This window comes from Niallia sp. NCCP-28 (genome assembly GCF_023168165.1).
GTDB lineage: Bacteria > Bacillota > Bacilli > Bacillales > Cytobacillaceae > Niallia.
Genome location: NZ_BQYJ01000002.1, coordinates 762,513 through 787,103, shown reverse-complemented (window position 1 = coordinate 787,103; position 24,591 = coordinate 762,513). Strand labels below are relative to the sequence as shown.

At 34.5% G+C, this 24,591-nt stretch carries 22 protein-coding genes, 1 pseudogene and 1 riboswitch; of the genes and pseudogenes, 7 read left to right on the top strand and 16 right to left on the bottom strand.

What is annotated here, in order from left to right; genetic code table 11:
- Positions 1-180: 180 nt before the first annotated feature.
- The 5 genes from NCCP28_RS08320 to NCCP28_RS08300 form a co-directional block, all read right to left on the bottom strand.
- Positions 181-756: a DUF2087 domain-containing protein gene (locus NCCP28_RS08320; protein WP_248560926.1), complete on the bottom strand. Its 576-nt coding sequence runs from the start codon at positions 754-756 to the stop codon at positions 181-183.
- A gap of 291 nt (positions 757-1,047) precedes the next feature.
- On the bottom strand, positions 1,048-2,922 hold the full coding sequence (locus NCCP28_RS08315; RefSeq protein ID WP_248560925.1) for a PAS domain-containing sensor histidine kinase: 1,875 nt from the start codon (positions 2,920-2,922) through the stop codon (positions 1,048-1,050).
- Positions 2,923-3,536: 614 nt separating this feature from the next.
- Positions 3,537-3,677, bottom strand: coding sequence for a hypothetical protein (locus NCCP28_RS08310; RefSeq protein ID WP_248560924.1), 141 nt, complete (start codon positions 3,675-3,677; stop codon positions 3,537-3,539).
- A 1-nt stretch (position 3,678) separates the two neighbouring features.
- Entirely contained in the window at positions 3,679-3,837 is a 159-nt protein-coding gene (locus tag NCCP28_RS08305) for a hypothetical protein (protein ID WP_248560923.1), read from the bottom strand.
- 370 nt (positions 3,838-4,207) lie between these two features.
- On the bottom strand, positions 4,208-5,563 hold the full coding sequence (locus NCCP28_RS08300; protein WP_248560922.1) for a TrkH family potassium uptake protein: 1,356 nt from the start codon (positions 5,561-5,563) through the stop codon (positions 4,208-4,210).
- 427 nt (positions 5,564-5,990) lie between these two features.
- On the opposite strand from NCCP28_RS08300, the gene NCCP28_RS08295 reads away from it, so the two are divergent.
- Positions 5,991-6,185, top strand: coding sequence for an alpha/beta-type small acid-soluble spore protein (locus NCCP28_RS08295; protein ID WP_248560921.1), 195 nt, complete (start codon positions 5,991-5,993; stop codon positions 6,183-6,185).
- Positions 6,186-6,941: 756 nt separating this feature from the next.
- Here the strand turns inward: NCCP28_RS08295 and NCCP28_RS08290 are convergent.
- The 7 genes from NCCP28_RS08290 to NCCP28_RS08260 all read right to left on the bottom strand — a co-directional run bounded on the left by NCCP28_RS08290 (position 6,942) and on the right by NCCP28_RS08260 (position 15,191).
- Positions 6,942-7,706, bottom strand: a complete 765-nt coding sequence (locus NCCP28_RS08290) for a TerC family protein (RefSeq protein WP_248560920.1) — start codon at positions 7,704-7,706, stop codon at positions 6,942-6,944.
- Positions 7,707-8,050: 344 nt separating this feature from the next.
- Positions 8,051-8,530 carry a hypothetical protein gene (locus NCCP28_RS08285; RefSeq protein ID WP_375709386.1) on the bottom strand — a complete coding sequence of 160 codons (480 nt, stop codon included), beginning with the start codon at positions 8,528-8,530 and terminating at the stop codon, positions 8,051-8,053.
- 207 nt (positions 8,531-8,737) lie between these two features.
- A complete protein-coding gene (locus tag NCCP28_RS08280; RefSeq protein ID WP_282579535.1) occupies positions 8,738-9,517 on the bottom strand; it encodes an amino acid ABC transporter ATP-binding protein in 780 nt (259 codons plus the stop codon).
- 15 nt (positions 9,518-9,532) lie between these two features.
- On the bottom strand, positions 9,533-10,732 hold the full coding sequence (locus NCCP28_RS08275; protein ID WP_248560918.1) for an amino acid ABC transporter permease: 1,200 nt from the start codon (positions 10,730-10,732) through the stop codon (positions 9,533-9,535).
- Between the two features lie 9 nt (positions 10,733-10,741).
- Positions 10,742-11,911, bottom strand: coding sequence for an amino acid ABC transporter permease (locus tag NCCP28_RS08270; protein WP_248560917.1), 1,170 nt, complete (start codon positions 11,909-11,911; stop codon positions 10,742-10,744).
- A gap of 86 nt (positions 11,912-11,997) precedes the next feature.
- Positions 11,998-13,068 carry an amino acid ABC transporter substrate-binding protein gene (locus NCCP28_RS08265; protein ID WP_248560916.1) on the bottom strand — a complete coding sequence of 357 codons (1,071 nt, stop codon included), beginning with the start codon at positions 13,066-13,068 and terminating at the stop codon, positions 11,998-12,000.
- A 545-nt stretch (positions 13,069-13,613) separates the two neighbouring features.
- Complete coding sequence (locus tag NCCP28_RS08260; RefSeq protein WP_248560915.1) at positions 13,614-15,191, bottom strand: peptide chain release factor 3; 1,578 nt, start codon at positions 15,189-15,191, stop codon at positions 13,614-13,616.
- A gap of 309 nt (positions 15,192-15,500) precedes the next feature.
- Here NCCP28_RS08260 and NCCP28_RS08255 point away from each other — a divergent pair, with 309 nt between their 5' ends.
- From NCCP28_RS08255 to NCCP28_RS08230, 6 genes and pseudogenes are all read left to right on the top strand, one after another.
- The gene (locus NCCP28_RS08255) at positions 15,501-15,920 is read left to right on the top strand and encodes a YkvA family protein (RefSeq protein WP_248560914.1); all 420 of its coding nucleotides are present in this window, start codon (positions 15,501-15,503) and stop codon (positions 15,918-15,920) included.
- Between the two features lie 53 nt (positions 15,921-15,973).
- Positions 15,974-16,085, top strand: a riboswitch (TPP riboswitch).
- A gap of 135 nt (positions 16,086-16,220) precedes the next feature.
- On the top strand, positions 16,221-17,213 hold the full coding sequence (locus NCCP28_RS08250; RefSeq protein WP_248560913.1) for an ABC transporter substrate-binding protein: 993 nt from the start codon (positions 16,221-16,223) through the stop codon (positions 17,211-17,213).
- A 13-nt stretch (positions 17,214-17,226) separates the two neighbouring features.
- Positions 17,227-17,517, top strand: a complete 291-nt coding sequence (locus NCCP28_RS08245; RefSeq protein WP_248560912.1) for an MTH1187 family thiamine-binding protein — start codon at positions 17,227-17,229, stop codon at positions 17,515-17,517.
- Entirely contained in the window at positions 17,517-18,281 is a 765-nt protein-coding gene (locus NCCP28_RS08240; RefSeq protein WP_248560911.1) for an ABC transporter permease, read from the top strand. Before NCCP28_RS08245 ends, NCCP28_RS08240 begins: the two co-directional genes overlap by 1 nt.
- Positions 18,278-19,024, top strand: a complete 747-nt coding sequence (locus NCCP28_RS08235; protein ID WP_248560910.1) for an ABC transporter ATP-binding protein — start codon at positions 18,278-18,280, stop codon at positions 19,022-19,024. Before NCCP28_RS08240 ends, NCCP28_RS08235 begins: the two co-directional genes overlap by 4 nt.
- Positions 19,025-19,792, top strand: a pseudogene (locus NCCP28_RS08230) (TatD family hydrolase).
- Positions 19,793-20,039: 247 nt separating this feature from the next.
- Here NCCP28_RS08230 and NCCP28_RS08225 read toward each other — a convergent pair.
- The 4 genes from NCCP28_RS08225 to NCCP28_RS08210 form a co-directional block, all read right to left on the bottom strand.
- A complete protein-coding gene (locus tag NCCP28_RS08225) occupies positions 20,040-21,389 on the bottom strand; it encodes a GntP family permease (RefSeq protein WP_248560909.1) in 1,350 nt (449 codons plus the stop codon).
- 131 nt (positions 21,390-21,520) lie between these two features.
- Positions 21,521-22,576: a mannonate dehydratase gene (uxuA, locus tag NCCP28_RS08220; RefSeq protein ID WP_248560908.1), complete on the bottom strand. Its 1,056-nt coding sequence runs from the start codon at positions 22,574-22,576 to the stop codon at positions 21,521-21,523.
- Between the two features lie 31 nt (positions 22,577-22,607).
- Positions 22,608-23,627, bottom strand: coding sequence for a sugar kinase (locus NCCP28_RS08215; RefSeq protein WP_248560907.1), 1,020 nt, complete (start codon positions 23,625-23,627; stop codon positions 22,608-22,610).
- 11 nt (positions 23,628-23,638) lie between these two features.
- On the bottom strand, positions 23,639-24,283 hold the full coding sequence (locus NCCP28_RS08210) for a bifunctional 2-keto-4-hydroxyglutarate aldolase/2-keto-3-deoxy-6-phosphogluconate aldolase (RefSeq protein ID WP_248560906.1): 645 nt from the start codon (positions 24,281-24,283) through the stop codon (positions 23,639-23,641).
- Positions 24,284-24,591: the final 308 nt, after the last annotated feature.

The window sequence follows — 24,591 nt, the reverse complement described above, 5'->3', positions numbered from 1 at the left end:
CTTCATTCAGCGTGTTTTTTCCATCTCCCGCTGATTGGTAATGAAATCAATCAGGCAGGCTTTTACAGTTGACTTTCTCCCCACCTAGATTTCTCGTTTTGCTCATAATCCCTTAGGTGGGGGTCACAAGCCTGTTAATGCGTAATAAAACAAAAGTGTAACAGCAGGAAAAAAATAACGTTATTTTAGCCACATCTCTTCTGGATTGAGTTCATATTGATTTTTTTCTCTATACATAAAATGATTGATGATAAATTCTCTTCTAATTGTTGCATAATCATCAAAAAACTGGATGATATATTCATTTATCTCTTGTTCCTTATATTTTTTTCCTGCTTTTAATCCTTTAACCATATAGCGAAATATAACTAATTTCTTTTTCCTTTGAGCAGGAATATTTTTCAATCTGCCATCTGCAGTAAAAAAGGTTTGAATAATCGACATTTCTTCATCGTTAGATACACCCATCTCTGTATCTTCTTTATTATTTTCCATTAAATTGTTTAAAGCTTCTAGTTGCTGCTTCATCACGGACTTATTTAAATAAAAATAAATAGTATTTTTATCCCGTCTTTCATATACAACATTAATTTCCCTCAGCTTTTTTAAATGATGAGTAATCGTCGGGGCAGACAATCCTAATTTTCCTGCAAGCGCTTGTCCATTCCATGATTTAGTTGCTAATAAAGCAATGATTTTTATTCTTGTTGGATCGCCAATTGTTTTATGAAAAGCTACTATTCTGTCTAACTGCATACATAGCCTCCTACATTAGATATATATCTAATTAGATAGTAATAAAAATGCTGTTTTTTAGCAACTGAATATTTTTTATATAAAAAATAGACCTTAAAAAAGGCCTATTCAATCTAGTGACAAAACACCCGCTACTACTAAGTTTTTATAAAGAGAAAATAAATCGAGCTATTTATGAGCACTATATACAAAGGCAATTTATTTCCTCTTATTAAAAATCCACTAAAAATAGATTGTCTTAAAATTGAATAGAACCATAAGATGAAATACCCACTAACATATCCATCCATCTCAATCATTATTACTTATATTATGTTTTGGAATATAAATATGAAATGCAGTTCCAATCCCCTCTTCTGACTCTATTTCCATTTTCCCTTTATGGTCTTCTATTATCTGCTTGCAAACCATCAAACCAAGTCCTGTACCTTTTTCTTTTGTTGTAAAAAATGGTTCGCCCAATCTTGCAACTAATTCCTTGCTAATCCCATTTCCGTTATCTTTTATCATAATATGGCAGCTATCTTCTGTTTCATTTAATTCAACTTGTATTTCCCCGCCATGTTCCAGTACTTCTATTCCATTTTTTACAATATTAATAAATACTTTTTTCATTTGGTTTGGGTCACAATAAACCTCCAACTGAAATTCTCCATAATTTTTCTCAATTTGAACATTAAATAAAACCGCCTGTGCTTGCAATAGCTCCAATGTTTCATCCATTATTTTTGTTACGTCGCATTTAACATACTGAACATCTTTTGGTTTTGCCAATAGCAAAAATTCATTGATAATCATTTCAATTCTATTTAATTCTGTTTTGATAACAGAAAAGTACATCTTGTGATTATCCGACTTGAATTCATTTTCCAACAATTGAATAAATCCTTTTAAAGCAGTCATCGGATTCCTTATTTCATGGGCGATTCCAGCAGCAAGTTCACCTATTACATTAAGGGTGGAAGATTTTCTAAGCTGCTTCTCCAGCACTGCATTTTCTGTAATATCTCTTAATGTAGTAATACTTAGTCCAGAATAAATATTGTATTTATTTCTGAATTCAAACTGGCTCCACTCATTCCCGTTGATTGCCGCTGTGTATAAACCGCGATTTTGTTCTCCATCCTTTAAAGTCAAAAGCATTGGTTTGATGTCTTCTGCCACTGACTTTCCATTTGGAAGAACATCAAGTAAACTCATGCCTGTCATTTCTTCTTTTGGCTTCAGCAAGATTCGTTCAGCTGCTCTATTCATATCAACAATACGAAATGCTTCATCCCATACGATAATGCCATCAAATGCTTCTTCAAAAACATTCTTTAACATAGTTTTACTTTCGCGAAGATCCATTTCCATTTTATATCGCTCAGAAATATTACGAAATATACTCATATGCATCCCTTCGACAGAATGCAGCTTTGTTGTAAACTCCAGTAATTTTTTTTGACCATTTGGCATAAGAAACATAAGCTCTTCCCGGTTAGATTTATGTTTATACAATTGTTTAATCATAGACACATATTTTTCATCTTTTTGGTAAACATAATCACTGATTTTAGTTTGCATTAATTCTTCGTATGTACTTTCAAATATGCGCAATGCAGACTCATTAGCTGCTATAATCTCTCCTGTTTCCTTCCATAATACAATGCCATCAAGAGCTTCTGTAAAAAATTCATTATAAAGCAACTTTTCTTTTTGCTTTTTTTGGTGTTTCAGAAAATAACTCGTCATATTCCTTACTATTGCAACAAACGCATCTTCGTCTGGAAGCTTGCCTGCAGAAATTTCGTAAAACACTTCATTATGCTGATATTTCAGCGGAAATAAATGCCTGCTATGTTTTTTTGATTCGTTCATTTCAGCTAAATATTCTCTTGCTTTTTCTCGATATTCGCGAGGAAGAAAATGAGTAATATTTCTACCGATAATTTTATCTTTTTCTAGTTTAAATACGGTACAAATAATATCGTTTACATCTAAAATGACGCCGGACGGTTGAAGAATCAATATGCCATCCTTAGCAGCGAAAAATGCTGCCTTAATTCGTTTTTCTAGTTGTTTTTCTTCTTTTAAAGCATTTCTTAAATATAGATTCTCTTGTTCAAGATTACTTAGTTTCCTTTGCAACTGCTGTAATTCTTCTATATAAGATACACCTGTCACTGCTAAGCCTCCTTGAAAAAACATAGTAATACATAATTCTACAAAGTTATGAAAATCCCTTTCCTTCTTGACGAAAAACCATATTAAATTTCTTTGCTCCTTAAATTCATACAAAAAACAGGAGCCATTTTACTGAATATCAAGGTCAAAACAGCAAATCCCCCATTTTACTGACATGTATTTTGCTTGAAAATTCAGTTTAATCCCTCTTTATAAATATATCATATACCGCACTCCGCTTACATTTATATTTCACTATTAATTCAAGTTAATTAACCATAAATCTTTTGGTTCGACTGTTTTCATAATTTTTATTGATTACAACAGAAAAATGGGGAAAATAGGAATAAACAGACACTCCAGAAAGACGAGACCTAAGCAGAAGCGTATGCGATGAGGAGGCTCGATGCTTGACCAAGGAAAAAACGTATATTCGCCTTCGCATTTAAAGCAACAATCTTTTAGAAAACAGCCTTTTGCTTATATCTTCCCCAATGTCTGTATTAAACTTGTCCATTATTTTTGCTGGAGATATTAACTTCCCCCAAAAAACAGGCAAAAAAGTACTGATTATTTTTTGCCTGTTTTTTATTTATAGGACTAGTGATCCTGTTTTATTTTTTCGGACCTTTATATGCCTCGAGTTTTTTATTTGCTTGCACATCGTAAAATTTGTTTGCATTTACATCTCCAAATTCTATGCCAAACTCTACATTTGCTGATTCTTGTTTTTGATTATTTTTTTTATTTTTCATATCATTTCCCCTCTCTTCCATGTTTAGCATTTCGATTAGCACCTTTTATTGGATTTTCTCCATGCATAAATTCAGCAGAAAATTCCGTTTCTGCTATATTTTTTTTAGGAGTTTTGCTATACTTCTCAACCGCATCAAACTTTGCTTTACGCTTAACCATATTAATCAGCCCCTCTTTATTTTTTACACATTTATTGTCTGTCTAAAATAAAAAGATATGCCCGCCATTTTTTGCTACTTGCAAAGACTATAAAATTAAGAAGCAAAAAAGAGCCTGTTGATTTCCGGTTCAGGAGCTTCCTCGGCATGCTGTAGGTGTCTCCCTTTGACACGTTTTCCCCACAGGAGTCTTACACCTTCCACTCCACTCCAATCAACAAAGTGCAAAAATCCATTGTAAGCATTAACATAACTTTTTTAAAAATCAAATACAAAAACTGTTTTTTTGTAAAATGAAAAATCAGGTGAAAAAAAACAAATTGTTTTTCTTCACCTGATTTTACTTTAGGGCTTATTAGACAGCCTCTGTTTCAGCCTATAATAATTCTTTCTTTCGGATAATGATAATTGTCTTTTTTTTCTTTACCGCCAATAATAAAGATAAAAGAGGTTAATCCAATTCTTCCAATAAACATAAGAATAATGATAACAATTTTCCCAACTGTTGATAAATCAGGAGTTAACCCTAAAGATAGACCAGTTGTTCCAAAGGCAGAACAAACTTCAAAAATGATATTAATTAATGGAGCTTTTTCTGTTATCGATAAAATAATAATGGATACAATACATAAGCCACTTGCTAGAATAGTAACAACAAGGGATTTAATGACATCGTCTTCATGAATTTCTCGTTTAAAAATTTTGATATTCCGACTACCTTTAGCAAAATGGTAAATAAACATAATATTTAATGCTAATGTAGTGGTTCTTATTCCACCACCTACAGAACTTGGAGAAGCTCCGACAAACATTAAAAAACAAAAAATTAATAAAGTAGACATGGAATAATCATTTAAATCCATTGTCGACAATCCCCCACTTCTTGTAGAAGCAGAATGAAAAAAAGCATTAAAAAATATTTTATGCCATACCATTCCGGAAAAATAATGATTCCACTCTAAAAGGATAACAACCAATGTACCGACAGTGAGAAGTATTCCAAAGGTAAGCGTCGTTAATTTTGTAAATAAGGAAAAACGAAATGTCTGAAGATTATTTTTAGGGAATAAATATTTTTTCACTTCTATTAATACAGGAAAACCAATGGCACCTAATGTGATCAAAATAATGTGTACCAATTGAATAAAATAATCATCAGCATATGGCATCAGGGAAGAACCTGTTAAATCTAGCCCCCCATTTGTCGTTGCACTAATCGACGCAAATAGTCCATGCAAAAAAGCTTCTGTCCAAGTTGGATAGTAATTACGCAGCTGCAGCCCTAAAATAAGAGCGCCAATCGCCTCAATAATGATAATTAATTTGATAATTTCTCTAATTAAATTAACTAGACCAGATAAATTCGATTGATTATGATCGAGCATAATCAATTGCCTTTCCTTTAAACCAATTTTTTTGCGGAGCAGCATCCAAAAAAAAGTGCCTAGCGTCATCACTCCAATACCGCCAAATTGCAAAATAAACATTAAAATAAAGATACCGAATGTACTATATGTTTCAGAAATATTAATGACTGTTAAACCTGTTACACTAACTGCACTTACCGCAGTAAAGACTGTATCGGCAAACGAAACCGATACGCCATTTTGATGAACTCCCGGTAAACATAGTAATAAAACTGAAACGCTGACCGCCAATAAATAATACCCTGTGATAATTTGCGCAGGTGTAAATTTATTCAACAAATCCTTAAGCGTTTTCCACATTTAAACAAATCCTTTCCATTTTTACTATTCTATCATATAAGCATTTGCTGAAATTTCAAAGCACTTTTTCTTTTGAGGATAGCCTTATTTTTTGATGACAATAAAAAGAATACTTCAATTAGCTGGAGCTTTCTCCATTCTCGCTGATTGCTGATTGCTTATTGACTCAACTCAGCTTATACAGGTATGTTTATAACCATCGAAACTTCCTATGCCATCTCCTAATTTTGAGGTGAAGGTCAAAATTCTGTTATTGGAGGATAAGACATCCTTGTCATTATCCTAATATCTCCCTAATTCGAAATCTTTACCACTAATGAAAAATGGATAAACACTCATACTATAAATACAGATAAATTAAAAATTTCATAAGTGATTTTCACCCGAAATAAATTTACCTGTAATACAATTAAAGGAGAATACAATAATGGCTAAAACAAATAAACTTTTAGTACCTGGAATAGAACAATATTTAGATAGTGTAAAATATGAAATTGCTCAAGAATTTGGTGTGCAGCTAGGATCAGATACAGTAGCACGATCAAATGGATCTGTGGGCGGCGAAATTACAAAAAGACTGGTTCAACAAGCTCAAGCAGAACTTGCTGGAAACAATCAATAACTCTTCTTTTTATTTTATGCTACCCTTTTTTTCTATTTTTATCATTTTCCGACAAAAGACTTCCACTTCAAGGAATACGAAAGACGTAGCCCGATAAGTAAGCGGGAAATGAATGTCGGTAGGCTTAGGCCTAAATGGTTGATCAATACAAACGAACGTACTGTAATATTTCTGTAAGTTGTTCTTTGAAAACGGAAGATATGGATTCTAGCAGGATGCCTGAGAAATCAGCGTACAAGATGCTAAAAGTTTTCACCATAGGGACTATGGATAAATTCTACTCCATAATCGATGGATACACTGGTGTTCGCAGGAGTCTGCGGCTTCAAGCATTAGCTAAGTGGCGGGCAGTTCAAAAATACATGCTTATATATTACGGAGTATTATCAATAGAACAATCTTTGGTTCATTCTTTTTTAAATGGCTATGTTAAAGTCAACTGGTTGTAGGTGCGAGTCTTTTCTGGAAAAAGCCGATACAGAGGAAACCCTAAAGTACTGGTTTAATGAAAAGTGAACGCCTGGAGTGAAAATCAACAGCCAAATTTAATAAATCCTTATGAATCAACCAAATATCATTAAAATCCTTTCACAAACATAAAAAAGGAAATTCCTCTATCTTATCCGGGGAATTTCCTTTTTTATTTACCCAATAAAGTGAAACTTCAATCAGCCTTTTATTGAGCAATTTTCTACCTATCGAGATTTCTCAGAATCCTTCGGCAAGGGGCTAAAGCTCGTTAATGTGTAAACCAAATTAGCCTTGCTCCACACTTTTTGCCTTTTTGCCAGATAAAATATATCCTCCAACAGCTATAATAATCAAAACAGCCCAGAAAATTAGTTTCCAACCTTTTGATTCTGGAAAATGTTCATCAAGCAGTCCTACTTCAGGATGAGCTAATGTAAATACTGCCAATTTAACACCAACCCAACCAACTATCATAAAAGCAGCTGTTTCTAGCGTTGGTCTTGTATGAAGAAGCTTTACAAACCAATTTGCTGCAAATCGCATGATAATGAGGCCAATGATTCCCCCAAGCAACATAACAGTAAATTGCCCTCCATCAATGCCTCCAACAGTAAACCAGCCCGTTGGCGTCAATGTAATGGCTAAAGCAACAGCAGCCAACATAGAATCAATTGCAAAGGCAATATCGGCCAATTCTACTTTTAATACTGTCATCCAAAAAGAAGATTGTTTTCTTTTTGCTTCTTTGTCTTTCTTTTTTTTGTGGGCAAACTTGCCATAAAGATTGTGGATTGCAATAAACAGTAAATACAATGCTCCTAATGCTTGAACTTGCCAAACATCTGCTAAAATGGAAATCATAAATAATGTCGCAAATCGAAAGATAAAAGCTCCAAATAACCCGTAAAACAATGCCTTTTTTTGTTGTTCAGCTGGCAAATGTTTTACCATAACTGCCATAACAACTGCATTATCTGCAGCTAGTATTCCTTCTAATCCAATTAAAACCAAAAGCACCCACCCATACTCTAATAACATACCTGCGTCCATAAATCTTATCGCCTCCTATTTAATTAATTGTATACCCCTGTTGACAACAATCTATCTCCGCTTTTTCTTTAGTATGTACAAAAATGCGCAAAAAAGACCTTTGCCAACAGGCAAAGGTCTTGCTAAGCACTTAAATGCCAATAAAGCCGATGGTAACAAAACCACGAAATGACGACTTTATTTTAGGTTACCCTAAAAGCTACTCCCCTTTGAGGACATATACAAATTTATATATTTATTATATACAAATTCGAATAATTTGCCAATCTTTTTTCTCGCTTGCTTTTTTGTTTTTATGTAGATGCTAACAATTCTCTAAACTATTTGTTTTTTTCATCAATCAATTAATCTTTTGACAGTCTTTTTTTTCTTATATAAAGCAAAATGTATTTAATCATCAATCCACTAGCTACGCCCGGAATTACAAACAACATAGGCAAAAAAATAGGGCCTACTAAAACGTGAAATATTTTTAACTTTGTGGAATACATTACCCCAATAGTTACAAAATACGCAGAAAAAACAAAAGGCAAAAAGGCATATTCCTCTTCTTTATCCATTACCGCCTTATATGCGTCCCACATCGCAAACATATAAAGGCAGGGATAAAACATAATCCATTGGAAATCAAGAATCTTGATTGCTTCATCTATATTCCATAAAAAACTTTGCATGATGGCCTGATTAAAATTGCTCTGAACATTGATAATAAATTCTAATACAATAAACAATGTACCTTTCCAATATTTTTTCATCAACAATTGGCTGAATCCTGGAAGTGCAATACTCCACATAATTGCTTCTAATCTACTTTGCCCCTGCATCGGTATCACCATCATCTAATTTCTCTATCTTCTTTATTCCATTTTTCTCTAAACTTATCTTTTTTATTCAACCCATTGACCTTATGCTAAAAATTGTAAAAACCAAATCTTTTGCAGCTTAAAAAACGACTATCCTTCTCACTAATTCTTTCTCCTATTAATTTTATTCACTATTAAATCCAATAAAAAAAGAGCCTGTTACAGCTCTTAAATAATTTGGGACAAAAATGCCTTTGTACGTTCATGTTTCGGATTATCGAAAATATCATCTGGTTTCCCCATCTCTACAATTTCCCCTTTATCAAACAAAACGATACGATCGGCTACTTGACGGGCAAATCCCATTTCATGTGTTACAACAAGCATGGTCATTCCTGATTCCGCTAAAGTTTTCATAACATCTAATACTTCTTTTACCATTTCAGGATCTAATGCAGAAGTAGGTTCATCAAACAGCATAATTTTAGGCTGCATCGCTAATGCTCTTGCAATTGCCACACGCTGCTGCTGTCCGCCAGATAACTGCCCTGGATATTTATTTGCTTGTTCTGGAATTCCTACTCTCTCTAACAGCTCTTTTGCAATTTGCTCCGCTTTAGATTTTTTCCATTTTCTTACCCAAATTGGAGCTAAAGATATATTTTTTAAAATCGTCATGTGAGGAAATAAGTTAAACGATTGAAACACCATTCCAGTTTCTTTACGAATTTCTTCTATATTTTTCAAATCATCCGTCAAAGCAATTTTGTCAACAATGATTTCCCCTTTTTGAAACTCTTCCAATGCATTAATTGTCCGAATAAAAGTAGATTTCCCTGATCCTGATGGACCTAATATAACAATAACTTCACCTTGTTTTACTGTTAAATCTATATCTTTTAAAACATGATGGTCTCCGTACCATTTATTTAAATTCGTAACTTCTATAATATCTTCTCTCTTTTCAAGCGGTATCGCCAACTTTTCAACTGAAAATACACTATCCATATTTATTTCCTCCCTTTATCGTTTACCTACACCTAAAGATGCTTCTAATTGTTTGCTGACATGCGACATTAAAAAACAGAAGATAAAGTAGAAAAAAGCTACAAAGATATATATTTCTAAATATTTGCCAAGATACTCTGGATTTGCAGCAATTTTTTTGCCTATACCTAAAAAATCTGTTAAACCAATTACCGCTACTAAAGATGTATCTTTAAAAATAGAAATAAATTGACCAACCATTGCTGGTATTACTGCTTTTAATGCTTGAGGCAAAATAACAAACACCATTAATTTTATATTATTTAAACCTAATGCTTCCGCTGCTTCAAACTGCCCCCGCGGGATAGACTGCAGCCCACCACGGATATTTTCTGCTAAATATGCAGCACTAAATAAAGTGAAAGCAATCATTGCCCGAAGTACATTATCCAATTGAATCTCACTGCCGACAAAAAGAGGCAATAATAGCTGACCAATAAACAGTACCATAATCAAAGGCATTCCTCGTATAATCTCAATATAGGCAATGCAGCTGTACTTAATAATCGGCAATTTGCTTCTTCTTCCAACAGCAAGGAGCACACCTATCGGAAAAGAGCAAACAATGGCAACAGTTGCTAATATTAATGTTAATAAAAAACCGCCCCAAACATTTGTGCTTACAGGCTCTAAAATGCCAAAACCATTTAAAACCCCAATAGTGACAGGCAGATACAAAATCCATAATACGAGCGTCGGTATTTTAAGGACACGTGCTTTTCGTCCAATAAAATAGAAGGCAGCCATAAGGACAATACTTGTAGATAAATACACTTTTGAATTGCCTTCTGTATAAGGCACTATGCAAAAAACAAGCAATAGCACACCTATAGTGATTGCTACATGGCCAATTATCCCTCTCCATAATCCCCATGAAAGTCCAAGAAGGGCAGAAATAAACAGCACACCAACCCAGACTCGCCAAATTTCTTCTTGGGGAAACTGGCCAATCATTAATAAACGAAAATTATTTGACACAACTTCCCAATCACTCGTAAAAATAAAATAAAAAACTTTCGAAAGAATGTAGATGGAAAAAAGGGACGCCGCAACGGTGAGTAGGGTATTTTTCCAATCTTTAAATAAATTATTTTTTAGCCAACCAAAAATAGTTTTCTCCTTTTTCGGCTTTGATGATAAAATCGGTTCACTGTTAGTTAATTGAATATTATCCAATTTGCTTCCCTACCTTTCCACCAATTGGAATTTTTTATTAAAGAAATTCATAAACAGTGATGTGGTTAAACTAAAGAATAAATACACTGCAATTATGATAAATATAGTTTCAATTGTATGTCCTGTCTGATTAATAACGGTATTGCCAATTCCGACAATATCCTGATATGCAACCGCCATAGCCAAACTGGAATTTTTTATTAAATTTAAATATTGGCTTGTTAATGGAGGGATAATAATTCGAATGGCTTGCGGAAAAATAATTAGTCGCAAGGATATCGAGCCTTTAAATCCAAGAGCTTTAGCCGCTTCTGTTTGACCGTTCGGCACGCCCATAATTCCTCCCCGAACTATTTCTGCAATATATGTGGATGTATAAATCGATAACGCGATTAACACAGATAAAAATCCAATAGATAAAGTTGTGCCTCCAACAAACGCGCCATTTTGTACAGCAGGCGTTGTAAAATGAACGGGTCCACTTCCAATAGCGATAAATATCAATGAGCATCCTGCCATAAAGCTTGCAATACTAATAATAAAAGGATAGGCATTTTTTCCTGTTTCTATTTCTTTTTTCCTTAATAATTTATATAAAACGATTGCTGCGATGACTAATACAACCAGGATAATCAACCAAATTCCTGTAGTGGCATGAACCTGAAACCAAGGTATAGCCGTTCCTCTATTGGAAAAATAAAAAGGACCAACATGCAGCGCTTCCTGAATTTTCGGCATTGGCAAAAATACAGCAAAGTTCCAAATGAAAATTTGCACTAATAATGGAGTGTTTCGAAATACTTCTACATATACAGTAGCCAATTTTTTAATCATCCAGTTATTGGATAAACGGGAAATGCCAACAATAATACCTAGTATAGAAGCAATAACAATTCCAAAAAATGAAACTTTAAACGTATTTAACAGTCCTACAAATAGCGCTCTTATATAAGGATCGTCGGGCGAATAGGAGATTAACGACTCTGCAATAGGGAAAGATGCTTTTAATTGCAAATAATCCAACCCCAACCTTAACCCAATCTGTTCTAATCCATACAACATATTGGTAATCATAAAATACAAGGCAAAGCCTACAACAATAACGAAGATCGCCTGCAAAATAATGGGCACTGCTTTTCTATTTCTCCAAATTGGAGTGGAAGTAGTTTGTTTATCCAACTTGAGCTTCACCTCTTCATTAAAAGAATAGACCTGCTAAAAAGCGCCTATTAGCAGGTCTTAAATATATTTTTACTATTAAAATCTTAACGGAACGGAATAGAGTACAATAAACCTCCATCTGTATAAAGAGCATTTTGTCCACGTTCTAATTTAAATGCCGTATCTGGACCTAAGTTGCGGTCATAGATTTCTCCATAGTTTCCTACTTGTTTAATTACTTGATAGGCAAAGTCATTTGATAATCCAAGCTGCTTCCCTAGATTTGTATCGCCAACTCCTAATAAGCGTTGAATCTCTGGGTTATCGCTAGTTTTAAATTCATCCACATTTTTAGAAGTGATGCCAAACTCTTCCGCTTGAATTAATGCATAAACAACCCAGCTTACAGCATCTTTCCATTTTTCATCATTATCCAACACAGCAGGCGCCAGTGGTTCTTTTGATAAAGTTGCATCTAAAATAACATGCGCATCAGGATTTTTTAATGTAGATTGGCGGGAAACTAATCCAGATTTATCTGTTGTCCATGCATCGATACTTCCTGATTCATATGCAGCAATAACTGCATCTGCGTTATCATATGGCTGTGCCGTATAATTAACACCTGCTGCTTTCATTTGATCTGCAAGATTTAATTCTGTTGTTGTTCCTGTTTCTACTCCAATTGTTTTCCCTTCTAAATCCTTGAGCGTTTTAATTCCACTGTCTTTTGGAACCATAACACCTTGCCCATCATAGAAGGTAACAGGTGCAAAACTTAAACCAACTTCCGCATCACGGTTAGTTGTCCAAGTTGTATTCCGGACCAGCACATCCACTTCTTTAGATTGAACAGCTGTAAAACGTTCTGTCGCAGATAGCGGCCTAAATTCTACTGCATTTGCATCTCCAAGCACACCTGCTGCAATGGCTCTAGCAATATCTACATCAAAGCCTGAATTTTTCCCATCAGAATCTATGTAGCCAAAACCAGGTAAAGAATTATTTACTCCCGCTTTTAATTTCCCTCTGTCTTTTACTGTTTCTAACATGCTTTTAGAAGATGATGAATTAGTGCTTTTCTTTTCATTTGATGAAGATTTACTGGAGCAGCCAGCTAAAGCCAAAACCAGCACAAGCAGAATACTTACAAATAGCGATAAGCTTTTTTTCATTTAAACAAATCCCCCTAATTTTTTATTTAGATAACAATTTTAATTAAAAGAATATTCAGATATTTAAACTGATCTTCCTTTTCAACTATTAAAATCGCCCTCTTCTACGTCATATGTAATATAAATTAACATAATTTGTTAAAATTAATTACAACTTGTTTTAAATTATACCTAAATTTCAGATAATTTCAAATGTTTTTTTTGAATATTGATTTTTTGTCAACTTTTATTCCATCAAATTTTCTATACAACTACAATTTTAGATAGACGAAATCTTTATAAATCAATATTTAGATTGTCTAAATACCATAAAAAGCTACAAATCCATATAAAAATACCTTATTATTTTTTCCTATATTAGTCATTTTCTTTTAAAACTTTATTAATTTAATAACTTTCCCTCCTCTTTTTAAATATTTTAGTATAATAATTTACCGAAAAATAATTTAAGACTAAATTTCTCTTTCTATTTTCCAGAGTTTCTTCTTATATGAAGTAAGTAAATATAACATAAAAAAGAGGCAGCATATCGCCGCCTCTTTAAATTATTCTGCATCCATAGGATTATACAGCTTCACATCTGGGTTTTTGTCTTGGAACCATCTTAAGGCAAAATCATTTTCAAATAAAAATGCTTTTTTGCCAAATCGATCTTCTACTAATAAACTTCTGCCGCTTGAAAGGTTTTCATTCACCTCTTCATCCACAGTCCAGCGAGCGATTTTTGAGCCTACATTCTCCATCAAAACATCTACATTATATTCATTTTTCATACGGTGTTCAAATACTTCAAATTGAAGCTGTCCTACCGCACCAAGCAAGTAGTCTTCCGTTTTTACCGTTTTATAGAACTGAATGGCCCCTTCTTGAACAAGCTGCTGTATCCCTTTATGAAAATGTTTTTGTTTTAAAACATTTTTCGCTGTTACCCTTACAAATAACTCTGGGGTAAATTGAGGCAATTTTTCATATTGATAAGCATTTTTACTTGCTGTAAGCGTATCGCCAATTTGGTAAAAACCTGGATCATATAAACCAATAATATCACCGCTGACCGCCTCATTTACTGTACTGCGGTCATCTGCCATAAATTGGGTAGATTGGGCAAGTTTAATCTGTTTTCCTGTTCTCGATAGCTGTACAGACATACCTCTTTCAAATTTGCCGGAACAAATTCGAAGAAATGCAATTCTATCTCGATGAGCAGGGTTCATATTTGCCTGAATCTTAAAAATAAATCCAGAAAATTCTTCTGACAACGGATCAATTTCACCTGCACTAGAGTTTCTCGCTTGGGGACTTGGCGCAAAGTCAAGATATGTTTCTAAAAATGTTTGTACGCCAAAATTGGCTAAAGCACTGCCAAAGAAAACAGGGGTGAGCTCGCCATTATTAATTTTTTCTTTAGAAAACTCATTGCCCGCTTCATTTAAAAGCATAATTTCTTCTAACATTTGATCGTATAAAGAATCATTTTTAATAGGATGTTCTCCGTCTATTTCCCCTTCTTCATTTAAAGGAAGATATTTTTCGCCGTCCTCTACACGGAACTGCTCAATCCGATTGTAATAGCGGTCGTAAATACCTAAAAATTCTTTCCCCATTCCAATTGGCCAGTTCATTGGATAAGACTCAATTCCCATTATTTCTTCCAATTCTGCCAATAACTCTAACGGAGCTTTCCCTTGACGGTCCAATTTATTAATAAATGTAAAAATCGGGATTCCTCTCATACGGCAAACTTTAAATAATTTTAATGTTTGCGCCTCAATTCCTTTAGCTGAATCAATAATCATAACTGCACTGTCAACCGCTGTTAATGTACGATACGTATCTTCACTAAAGTCTTGGTGACCAGGTGTATCTAATATATTTACTCTTGCATCATTATAATCAAATTGCATCACACTTGATGTAACAGAAATTCCTCTTTGCTTTTCTATTTCCATCCAGTCACTTGTTGCATATTTACCTGTTTTTTTCCCTTTTACCGTTCCTGCATCACGAATAGCTCCACCGAACAATAATAATTTTTCCGTCAACGTCGTTTTACCAGCATCCGGATGGGAAATAATCGCAAATGTACGACGAGATAAAACACTTTCTTTAAAATTATTAGACATGTTACTTTCCTCTCTTTTGCACAATCATTTTAAGTCCATTCCCTTATATTAGCTTGATAAAGGAAAGTTTGCAATGCTTTACTGAGCGCCTTCGTATAAAATAATTCCTTTTTTCTTATCCATATTTTTTTCTGCTCTATACCAAGTTTCTTCTATAATATTATCTTGCATTTATTTTGCTGCAAATATAAGAATGATTTTACCTTTGGATTTTTCTTCCTTCTCTTCTTTGTTTTATCTGCCTGAAATAAGGTTATCATACAAAGAGAAATAAAAGATTCAGCCCAAACAGCAGAAAGGATGAAAAACATGCTTTTTAGAAAAAGAACCATAAAAAACAGATATAAAAAACATCAAAAAGAAGCAGAAAAACTTGTAGATAATCCGAAGAAGCTGGAATCTTTACTAACAAAAATCATCCCAAAAACAGCTTCAAATAAAAAAGGCCTTGCTGGAATATGGGATGATTTTCTTTTATTAATTTCCCTCACAAAATCTTGGTATAATGGCGAATACCGACAAATCAGCAAAAAATCAATGGTCATGGTTATAGCAGGTTTTCTTTATTTTCTTTCTCCCATTGATCTAATTCCAGATTTCATTTTTGGACTGGGAATCCTTGATGATGCTATCGTATTAAAATTTTTGATATCTAATCTTACAAAGGAGCTAGAGCAGTATAAACAGTGGAAAAAAATTCACGATTATGATTCAGATTCTCCCCTTTAAAGAATGGTAAAAAAAAACCTTTCTGTTATAATGAAAGTGGAATTGAAATAAGAAAGAAATTGTGGGGGAACCAGTGTCTTGCTGGTTGAGAGCTATCCGATAGATTAGAAACCCTTTGAACCTGATCTGGTTGATACCAGCGTAGGAAACGTCTATTCTTTACATACATAATTGTATTTAAAGCGTTCAGGTTCTTAATACTTGAACGCTTTTTTATTTGCTCTTATGCATTATTTTTTCAAACAAATTCCTGATAAGGGCGCTTTCTTTTCTTTTCCAAACAAATGGAGGTAGATAAAAATGAAAAAACTCATCATACTAATTGCCGTACTGCTCCTTTTAGCAGGCTGCAGCAATTCTTCTGGTTCAAAAGAAAAAGAATCAGCAAAAAGTCTCAAAAAAGTAACAGTTGTATTAGATTGGACGCCTAATACAAACCATACAGGCCTATATGTAGCAAAAGAAAAAGGATACTTTAAAGAACAAGGGCTAGATGTTGATATCATCACACCAGGCGATGCTAGCGCTGATACGCTCGTTGCATCTGGAAAAGCAGACTTTGGAGTAAGCTATCAAGAGGGAATTACGCAAGCGAGAATTCAAGGTGTTCCGATTGTTTCCATCGCAGCAGTTATCCAGCATAATACATCTGGTTTTGCGTCACCTGCCAAGAAGAACATTAAAACCCCAAAAGATTTTGCTGGAAAAACATATGGAGGCTGGGGTTCTGAAGTCGAGAAATCAGTCCTGTCATCTTTAATGAAACAAGAAAATGCTAATGTAAAAGATGTTGATATCATAAATATCGGAGATACTGATTTCTTTACAGCAGTTAAGAAAAACATTGATTTTGCATGGATTTATTACGGCTGGACAGGTGTCGAAGCAGAATTGCGGGGAGAAAAATTAAATATGATCTATTTAACAGACTACAGCGATAAATTAGATTACTATACCCCAGTATTATCTACAAATGAAAAATTGATTGATTCTGATCCAAAAACAGTCAAAGCATTCGTTAAGGCAGCATCTGAGGGCTATCAATTCTCCATAAAAAATCCTGACGATGCTTCTGCCATCCTATTAAAGGCAGCGCCTGACTTAGATGAAGATTTAGTGAAAAAAAGCCAGCAGTGGCTGGCATCAAAATACCAAGATGATGCAGCGCAATGGGGAATTCAAAAACTGTCCGTTTGGGAAAACTACGCAAACTGGATGTATGAAAATAAACTGCTTGACAAAAAGCTTGATGCTAAATCAGCATTTACAAATGATTTTTTACCCCAAAATTAAAGGAGGAAAAAAGTTGGCTAACTCATTAATAAGCATTCAAATCATCCCAAAAACCAAAAATGGAGAAAGTGTCATTCCATATGTAGATGAAGCAATTAAGATAATTCAAGATACTGGCGTTAAATATGAAGTTCATCCATTAGAAACAACAATAGAAGGAGAATTAGAGGAACTATTTTCCATCATTGCAAAAATGAATAAACGTATGATTGAAATTGGCAGCAGCAATGTTATCACACAAATTAAAGTTCTTTACCAGCCTTCTGGCATTACAATGGAAGATTTAACGGGGAAATATCGCTAATGAGACAATTAGCAGCAGTAAGCTGGAGACCGATTTCGGTTCTCCTTCTTTTATTTATTGCCTGGGAAACTTCTGTACGGCTCTTCCATATAGAAACATGGCTGCTTCCCTCGCCAATTGCTGTAATAAAAGAGGCTTACTCAAGTTGGGGATCATTTTCCATGCATTTGCTTGCAACAATTCGATTATCTTTTCTAGGATTTGGCATTGGAACAATATTTGGACTATTTATTGCCATTATTCTTCACCTTGTGCCATTTTTGCGCAAATCATTTTATCCATTACTAATTTTATCGCAAAATATTCCCATTATCGTATTGGCTCCTCTGCTTGTTATCTGGTTTGGATTCGGCATATTGCCAAAAATAATTGTCATTATATTAGTCTGTTTTTTTCCTATTACAATTGCTTGTCTTGATGGATTTCGGCAAACAAGTGCTGAATTAAAGCATTATATGATTATGTCAGGCAGCAACAAACAGCAGCTGTTTTGGAAATTAGAATGGCCTTATGCTCTCCCTTCTATTTTTTCTGGATTGAAAATTTCTGCCACTTATAGTGTAATGGGGGCTGTTATTTCCGAATGGCTTGGATCAAAAGAAGGCATCGGCGTTTATATGACACTCAGTTCGTCTTCTTTTCGGACAGATCGTGTATTTGTTGCTATATTCGCCATTATGCTTTTAAGTCTACTGTTTTTTCTTATTATTAAACTTTTAGAAAAACTGTGCATTAAAGGCAATAGAAAGAAGGAATCATCATGAATTTTCTGGAACTAACAGATATTTCAAAGTCCTTTGGACAAAATATTGTGTTGCAAGATATGAATATGGCAATTAGAGAAGGAGAATTTGTTTCCATTCTTGGTCCGTCGGGAAGTGGGAAAAGCACTTTATTTCACTTAATTGGCGGCATACTTTTGCCGGATAAGGGAGGAATTTATGTAAATAAACAACAAATTACAGGCCAAAAAGGCTATATAAGCTACATGCCTCAAGCCCCTTCCCTTTTTCCATGGCGCACAGTTATTGAAAATGTGACATTAGCCCAAGAATTAAAAGGGCAAAAGGATAAAGAAAAAGGGATAGAGATGCTTAAAAAGGCAGGTCTTGCTCCATTTATAAATTCGTTTCCTGATGAATTGTCTGGAGGCATGAAACAACGAGTCTCTTTTATTCGTGCCTTGTTAAGTTCAGAGTCCTTATTATGTTTAGATGAACCTTTTGGAGCATTAGATGAATTTACACGATTAGAAATGCAAAAATGGCTTTTATCCATATGGGAGGAATATAAACGCACCATATTATTCATCACACATAATATAGATGAAGCATTGTTTTTATCTGATCGAATTCTTATCTTCTCCCAGCGACCAGCTAATATTATAAACGAAGTGAAAGTGCCATTTTCAAGGCCGCGAAATCAAGAACTTTGGTTTCAGCCTGACTTTCTTCGGTTAAAAAAAGAAATATACTATTTACTGCAAAATCAAGGGGAAAACTTCTAAATGAAAAAAGTAATTGATGCTCATATTCACTTAGATCAATATAAAGAAAATGCAATAAAAAAAATGCAAAATGACAAAAAGATAGAGGGAGTTATCTCTGTTTCTATGGATAAACCTTCCTGTATAAAAAATCTTCAATTAGCTGCTTGCTACTCCTTTGTCCATGCTGCATTTGGTTTCCATCCAGAACAGCCGCTGCCAAAGGAATAAGAATTAACCGACTTAATGATATGGATAGAAAAGCATCAGCAACATATGACAGCAATTGGGGAAGTCGGCCTTCCCCACTATGCACGCAAAAAAGATCCTACAGCTTTTCCATTAGAACCGTACATAGAAGTGCTGGAACAATTTATTCTGCTGGCAAAAAAATTTTCTAAACCTATTTGTCTGCACAGTATATATGAAGATGCGCCAATTGTTTTAAGCTTATTGGAAAAACATAATTATATGCACGCACATTTTCACTGGTTTAAAGGAAATGCAGAAACAATTGATCATTTGATTGCAAATGGCTGCTTTGTCTCAATCACCCCAGATCTTCTTTATGAACAAGAAATTCAAGCTCTTGCGGCTAAATTTCCTCTTGAACAATTAATGGTGGAAACAGACGGACCATGGCCTTTTGAAGGACCTTTTTCTCAAAAAGAAACGATGCCATCGATGATACATCAAACAGTAGCCGAAATTGCAAAAATCAAAAAGATCAGCGTGGATATTATTTATAGGCAGCTTCTTCTAAATACGAAAAAGTTTTTTTCTATATAAAGCGAGACTTCAATCATCAGAAGATTGTCCATATTCCCGCTGATCGTTCTTTGCGGTACAATCTAGAATATAGCATTGCCAAAAGCAGATCTAAAAGTCTGTGTTCTTTTTTATATCTAGAGTTTCCTTCCCTTCTTATTGCCGTTAATAAGGATAAGAAAAGGGGGCTGTACTCATAAGTCATTTTGTTATGACTTTTGGGACAGCCCCGGTTCTTATTTCTCTGCTTATTATTTAATTAACACTATTATATAAAGATATCGACAAGTAAAATAAAGCCCAGTGCAGCTACTGCAATAATTGTTTCTAATGCTGTCCAAGTTTGCAAGGTTTCTTTAACCGACATACCGAAGTATTCCTTAATCATCCAGAATCCTGCGTCATTTACATGTGATAATATTAAGGATCCTGCACCTGTAGCTAGTACTAAAAGCTCTGGCGATACACCTGGCATTACTGCAGCAATTGGTGCCACAATACCAGCAGCAGTCATCATCGATACAGTTGCAGAACCTGTTGCTACACGAAGCATTGCTGCAATTCCCCATCCTAATAAAATGGGAGAAATAGCTGATTGCTGAGCTATTTCAGCTATATACTCGCCAATTCCAGAATCTAAAAGCACTTTGTTAAAAGCACCGCCGCCTCCAATAACTAATAATATGGTAGCTGTTGGTCCTAAGCAGTCGTTTGTAAAGTTTAAAATTGTTTCCTTATTGAATCCACGGAAAAATCCTAGGCTAAAGAAAGAATATACTGTTGCAATCAGCAAAGCGACAATAGGATCACCAATGAATTTAAAGAAATTATATGAAGCAGTGCCTTTATCCAACCCTAATTCTGCAACAGAAGAAATTAACATTAAAATTACTGGAACCAACACAGTAAACATTGTATTGACAAAACCAGGAAGATCTTTTGTTGCTTTAGGTTCTGTCATTTGTTCTGCCAATTCTTTTGGAACATCTTTAATGATACGTTTTCCAATCCACTTTCCATACAAAGGTCCTGCAATAATTGCAGTCGGCAAACCAACAAGAATAGAATAAAAAATAGTTAAGCCAACATCTGCATTAAAAATTCCTACAGCAGCCATTGCAGCTGGATGTGGGGGAACAAGTCCATGCACAACAGAAAGCCCTGCTAATAATGGCAGTCCTATCTTAATTAATGACATTCCTGTTTGGCGCGCAATAGTAAATACCAATGGAATTAATAAAACGAAACCAACTTGGAAAAATACTGGAATACCAACAATAAATCCAACAAACATCATCGACCAGTGTACATTTTTTTCTCCAAAACGATTAATTAATGTTTGAGCAATTCGTAAAGCCCCGCCAGACTCTGCCATCATTTTGCCAAGCATAGTTCCTAACGCCAGTACAATAGCTAAAAAGCCTAACGTATTTCCTAAACCTGCTTTAATGGAATCAATGATTCCCGGCTCTTCAGGCGAAGGTGCTACAATCGGCATTCCTGCAGCCAAACCCACCCCAATAGCTGTAATGATAAGAGCGATAAACGGATTCAGTTTTGCCCACGTGATAAGCAGCAAAAGAACCAATACCGCCGCGGCAACTATTAATAGCAACATATTAACTACTCCCCTACTCTAAATATAAATTCTATAAAGACGCTTGAATATTCTTTTTTAATAGTTTTAAATATAGATAGATATGGATTAAACAAGCAATCCCATAAACAGGAATGCCTGTTTAATAAAAATTATTTTTTTCTAGCTAGTTCTTTTGTTGCTGCTTCCCACATTCCATTTAAATATGTAGCACCAAGAGCCCTGTCATAAAGCCCATAGCCAGGTTTTCCAGTTTCCCCCCATATCATTCTTCCATGATCTGGACGAATTGGTCCTTCATAATTAAACTCCCGCAAAGAACGAATTACTTCATACATATCAATCGATCCGTCTGTAGATAAATGAGAAGATTCATGAAATGATCTTTCTCCCATTAGCTTAATATTGCGTGCATGCATAAAATTCACCTTACCAAGTTTTCCAAAATAACGTACAAGTTCTGGAAAATCATTTTCTGGATTTGCTCCTAGTGAACCACTGCACAGGCATAATCCATTATTCGGACTATCATACAAATTTATAAAGCGTTCAAGATTTTCTTTATTTGTTATGATGCGTGGAAGCCCAAAGATAGACCATGGCGGATCATCTGGATGAATTGCCATTTTTATATTTGCTTCTTCCGCAACTGGAATGATTTCCTGAATAAAATGCGCTAGGTTTTCCCATAATCTTTCCTCTGATACAGACTCATATTGATTAAATAACCGTTTTAAATCTTCTTTTTCATAACTAGTGTCCCATCCCGGAAGAGATAATTCTCCACTAAGAGGATTCATTCGCTCTACCACTTTTTCATCAAAAATTAAACAAGTAGATCCATCAGGAAGTTCATAGTCCAAAGCAGAACGAGTCCAGTCGAATACTGGCATAAAATTATAGCAAACTACCGGAATGCCTGCTTTCCCCAAATTTTTCAAAGTAGTTTTATAGTTTTCAATATACCTGTCTCTTGAAGGCAATCCTAATTTGATATCTTCATGTACAGGAACACTTTCAATAACCGCTAGCTTTAGCCCTTTATCTTCAATTTTGGATTTTAATTCTATTATTTTTTCATAAGGCCAAACTTCCCCTACTGGCACATCATATATAGCAGATACAATGCCGGCCATACCAGGGATTTGTCGGATATATTCTAATGTTACTGGATCATTTTCTCCATACCAGCGAAATGTCATTTTCATTTTGAATCCCTCCCAAATAATCTAAATCCTTTTATCGGTTAATTAAAGTATTACCATTATTGCTGATAAATCGTTCAACTTCCGAAGCGCTTACAATATTTGCATCCCCATAAATGGTATGTTTCAATAAAAATGAAGCGTTTGCAAATTCAGCAACATCTTGCAAATCAAAATTTTGGATAAGTCCATAAATTAGACCCGCAGAAAAGGCATCTCCCCCACCTACTCGATCCACAATTTCAACCTCATATGCTCCTGAACTGAAAGTATTCGTACCATCAGACACCACTCCTTGCAATATATCTCGATTAGCAGAAAGACTTTTTCTCAAATTAGCTGCCATATATTTAAATCCAAAACGTTGCTTTAATAGAGCGAATACTTTTTCATATTCTAATGGTGTATGTTTTTTTAAAATAGCATCTTTTTCATCATTTCCAAATTGATCCAACAAACTTAATGGCTCTACTCCTATACAAACATCTACATACTCCATCAATGAAGTCATCACTTTTCTAGCTTTCTCAAACTCCCACAGCTTTTTCCGATAATTCAAATCACAACTTACAGTAATTCCTTTTCGTTTCGCTTCTTTAAGTGCTTTTATTGTAATATCATAACAAGAAGAACTTAATGCAGGTGTTATGCCACTAAAATGAAACCAATCAGCATCTTCAAAAATTTTTGCAAAGTCATATTCATCTGGATCTGATTTTGCAAATGCAGAATTGGCCCGATCATAAATCACTTCAGAAGAGCGCATCGAATATCCTTTTTCCAAAAAATAAATTCCCATTCTTTCTCCGTTGCGGATAATATGGGAAGTTTCTACTCCATAAGCATTCAAATGCCCGACTGCGCTAGTTCCTATGGAATGTTTGGGCAACTTTGTCACAAAGGATGATTTTAGCCCTAAATTTGAAAGGCCAATTGCGACATTTGCTTCTCCGCCACCATATACTACATCAAGTGAAGTAGCCTGAATTATTCTTTTATAGTCAGGAGGAGATAACCTCAGCATGATTTCACCTAACGTGACCACTCGTTTCATTATTCTTCCTCCTATTTATTCGCTGATAGAAGCTGAACCTTTTCTACATATTGACGAGCTCTATTTTCAACAATCTCATATTGTCCTTTTTCAATACCTTTTGTTAATTCACTTCCCACGCCAACAGCAAAGCTTCCACTCTCAATCCATTCTAGAATATTATCATAATTTACACCGCCTGAAGGCATAATTTCTGCATATGGCAAAGGCCCCTTCACATTTTTGATAAATGCTGGTCCAAGGATGCCGCCCGGGAAGGCTTTTACTACATCCACCCCGCTAGCAAGCGCTTCCACTATATCCGTAACAGAAGAACAGCCAGGCATATATGGAATGGAATACCTGTTGCATATTTTGCTGATTTCTTTATCAAAATGAGGACTAACTACATATTCTGCTCCATTTAAAATAGCGATGCGTGCAGTTTGTTCATCTAATACAGTTCCTGCCCCAATTAATGCATCCTTATTTTCTTGAACGAGCTTCTTAATAACATCTTGGGCATTCGGAGAAGTAAAAGTTACTTCAATGTTTTTAATTCCGCCTCTTATACAAGCTTTGGATATTTCAATCGTATCTTGTTCATCTTGGCCACGAATAACCGCTACAATCTTTCCTTTTTGAATTTGATTTAAAACAGCATACTTTCTAACCATTTTATCCTCTTCCCCTCTTTTTTGCACTTTTTCTTTTTAAAGGGCTTTCATTTTCATGCACTACTTCTTTCTTGCACCTAATCAATGATTAGTTTTACAAGAAATAAAACTTTGCAAGATTAAATTGATAATAACTGAAATGTGAAATGTTACGTTTTACAAATTTATGATATAATAATATATCATCTGCGTCAACTGTTATTTGCATCCTTATCGATATATTTTATAATAAAAAAGCTTATAGTTTATTATAAAAACTTTTTCGGTTTTATTATCAATCTAACGTACAATGACTATTTATTACTAAA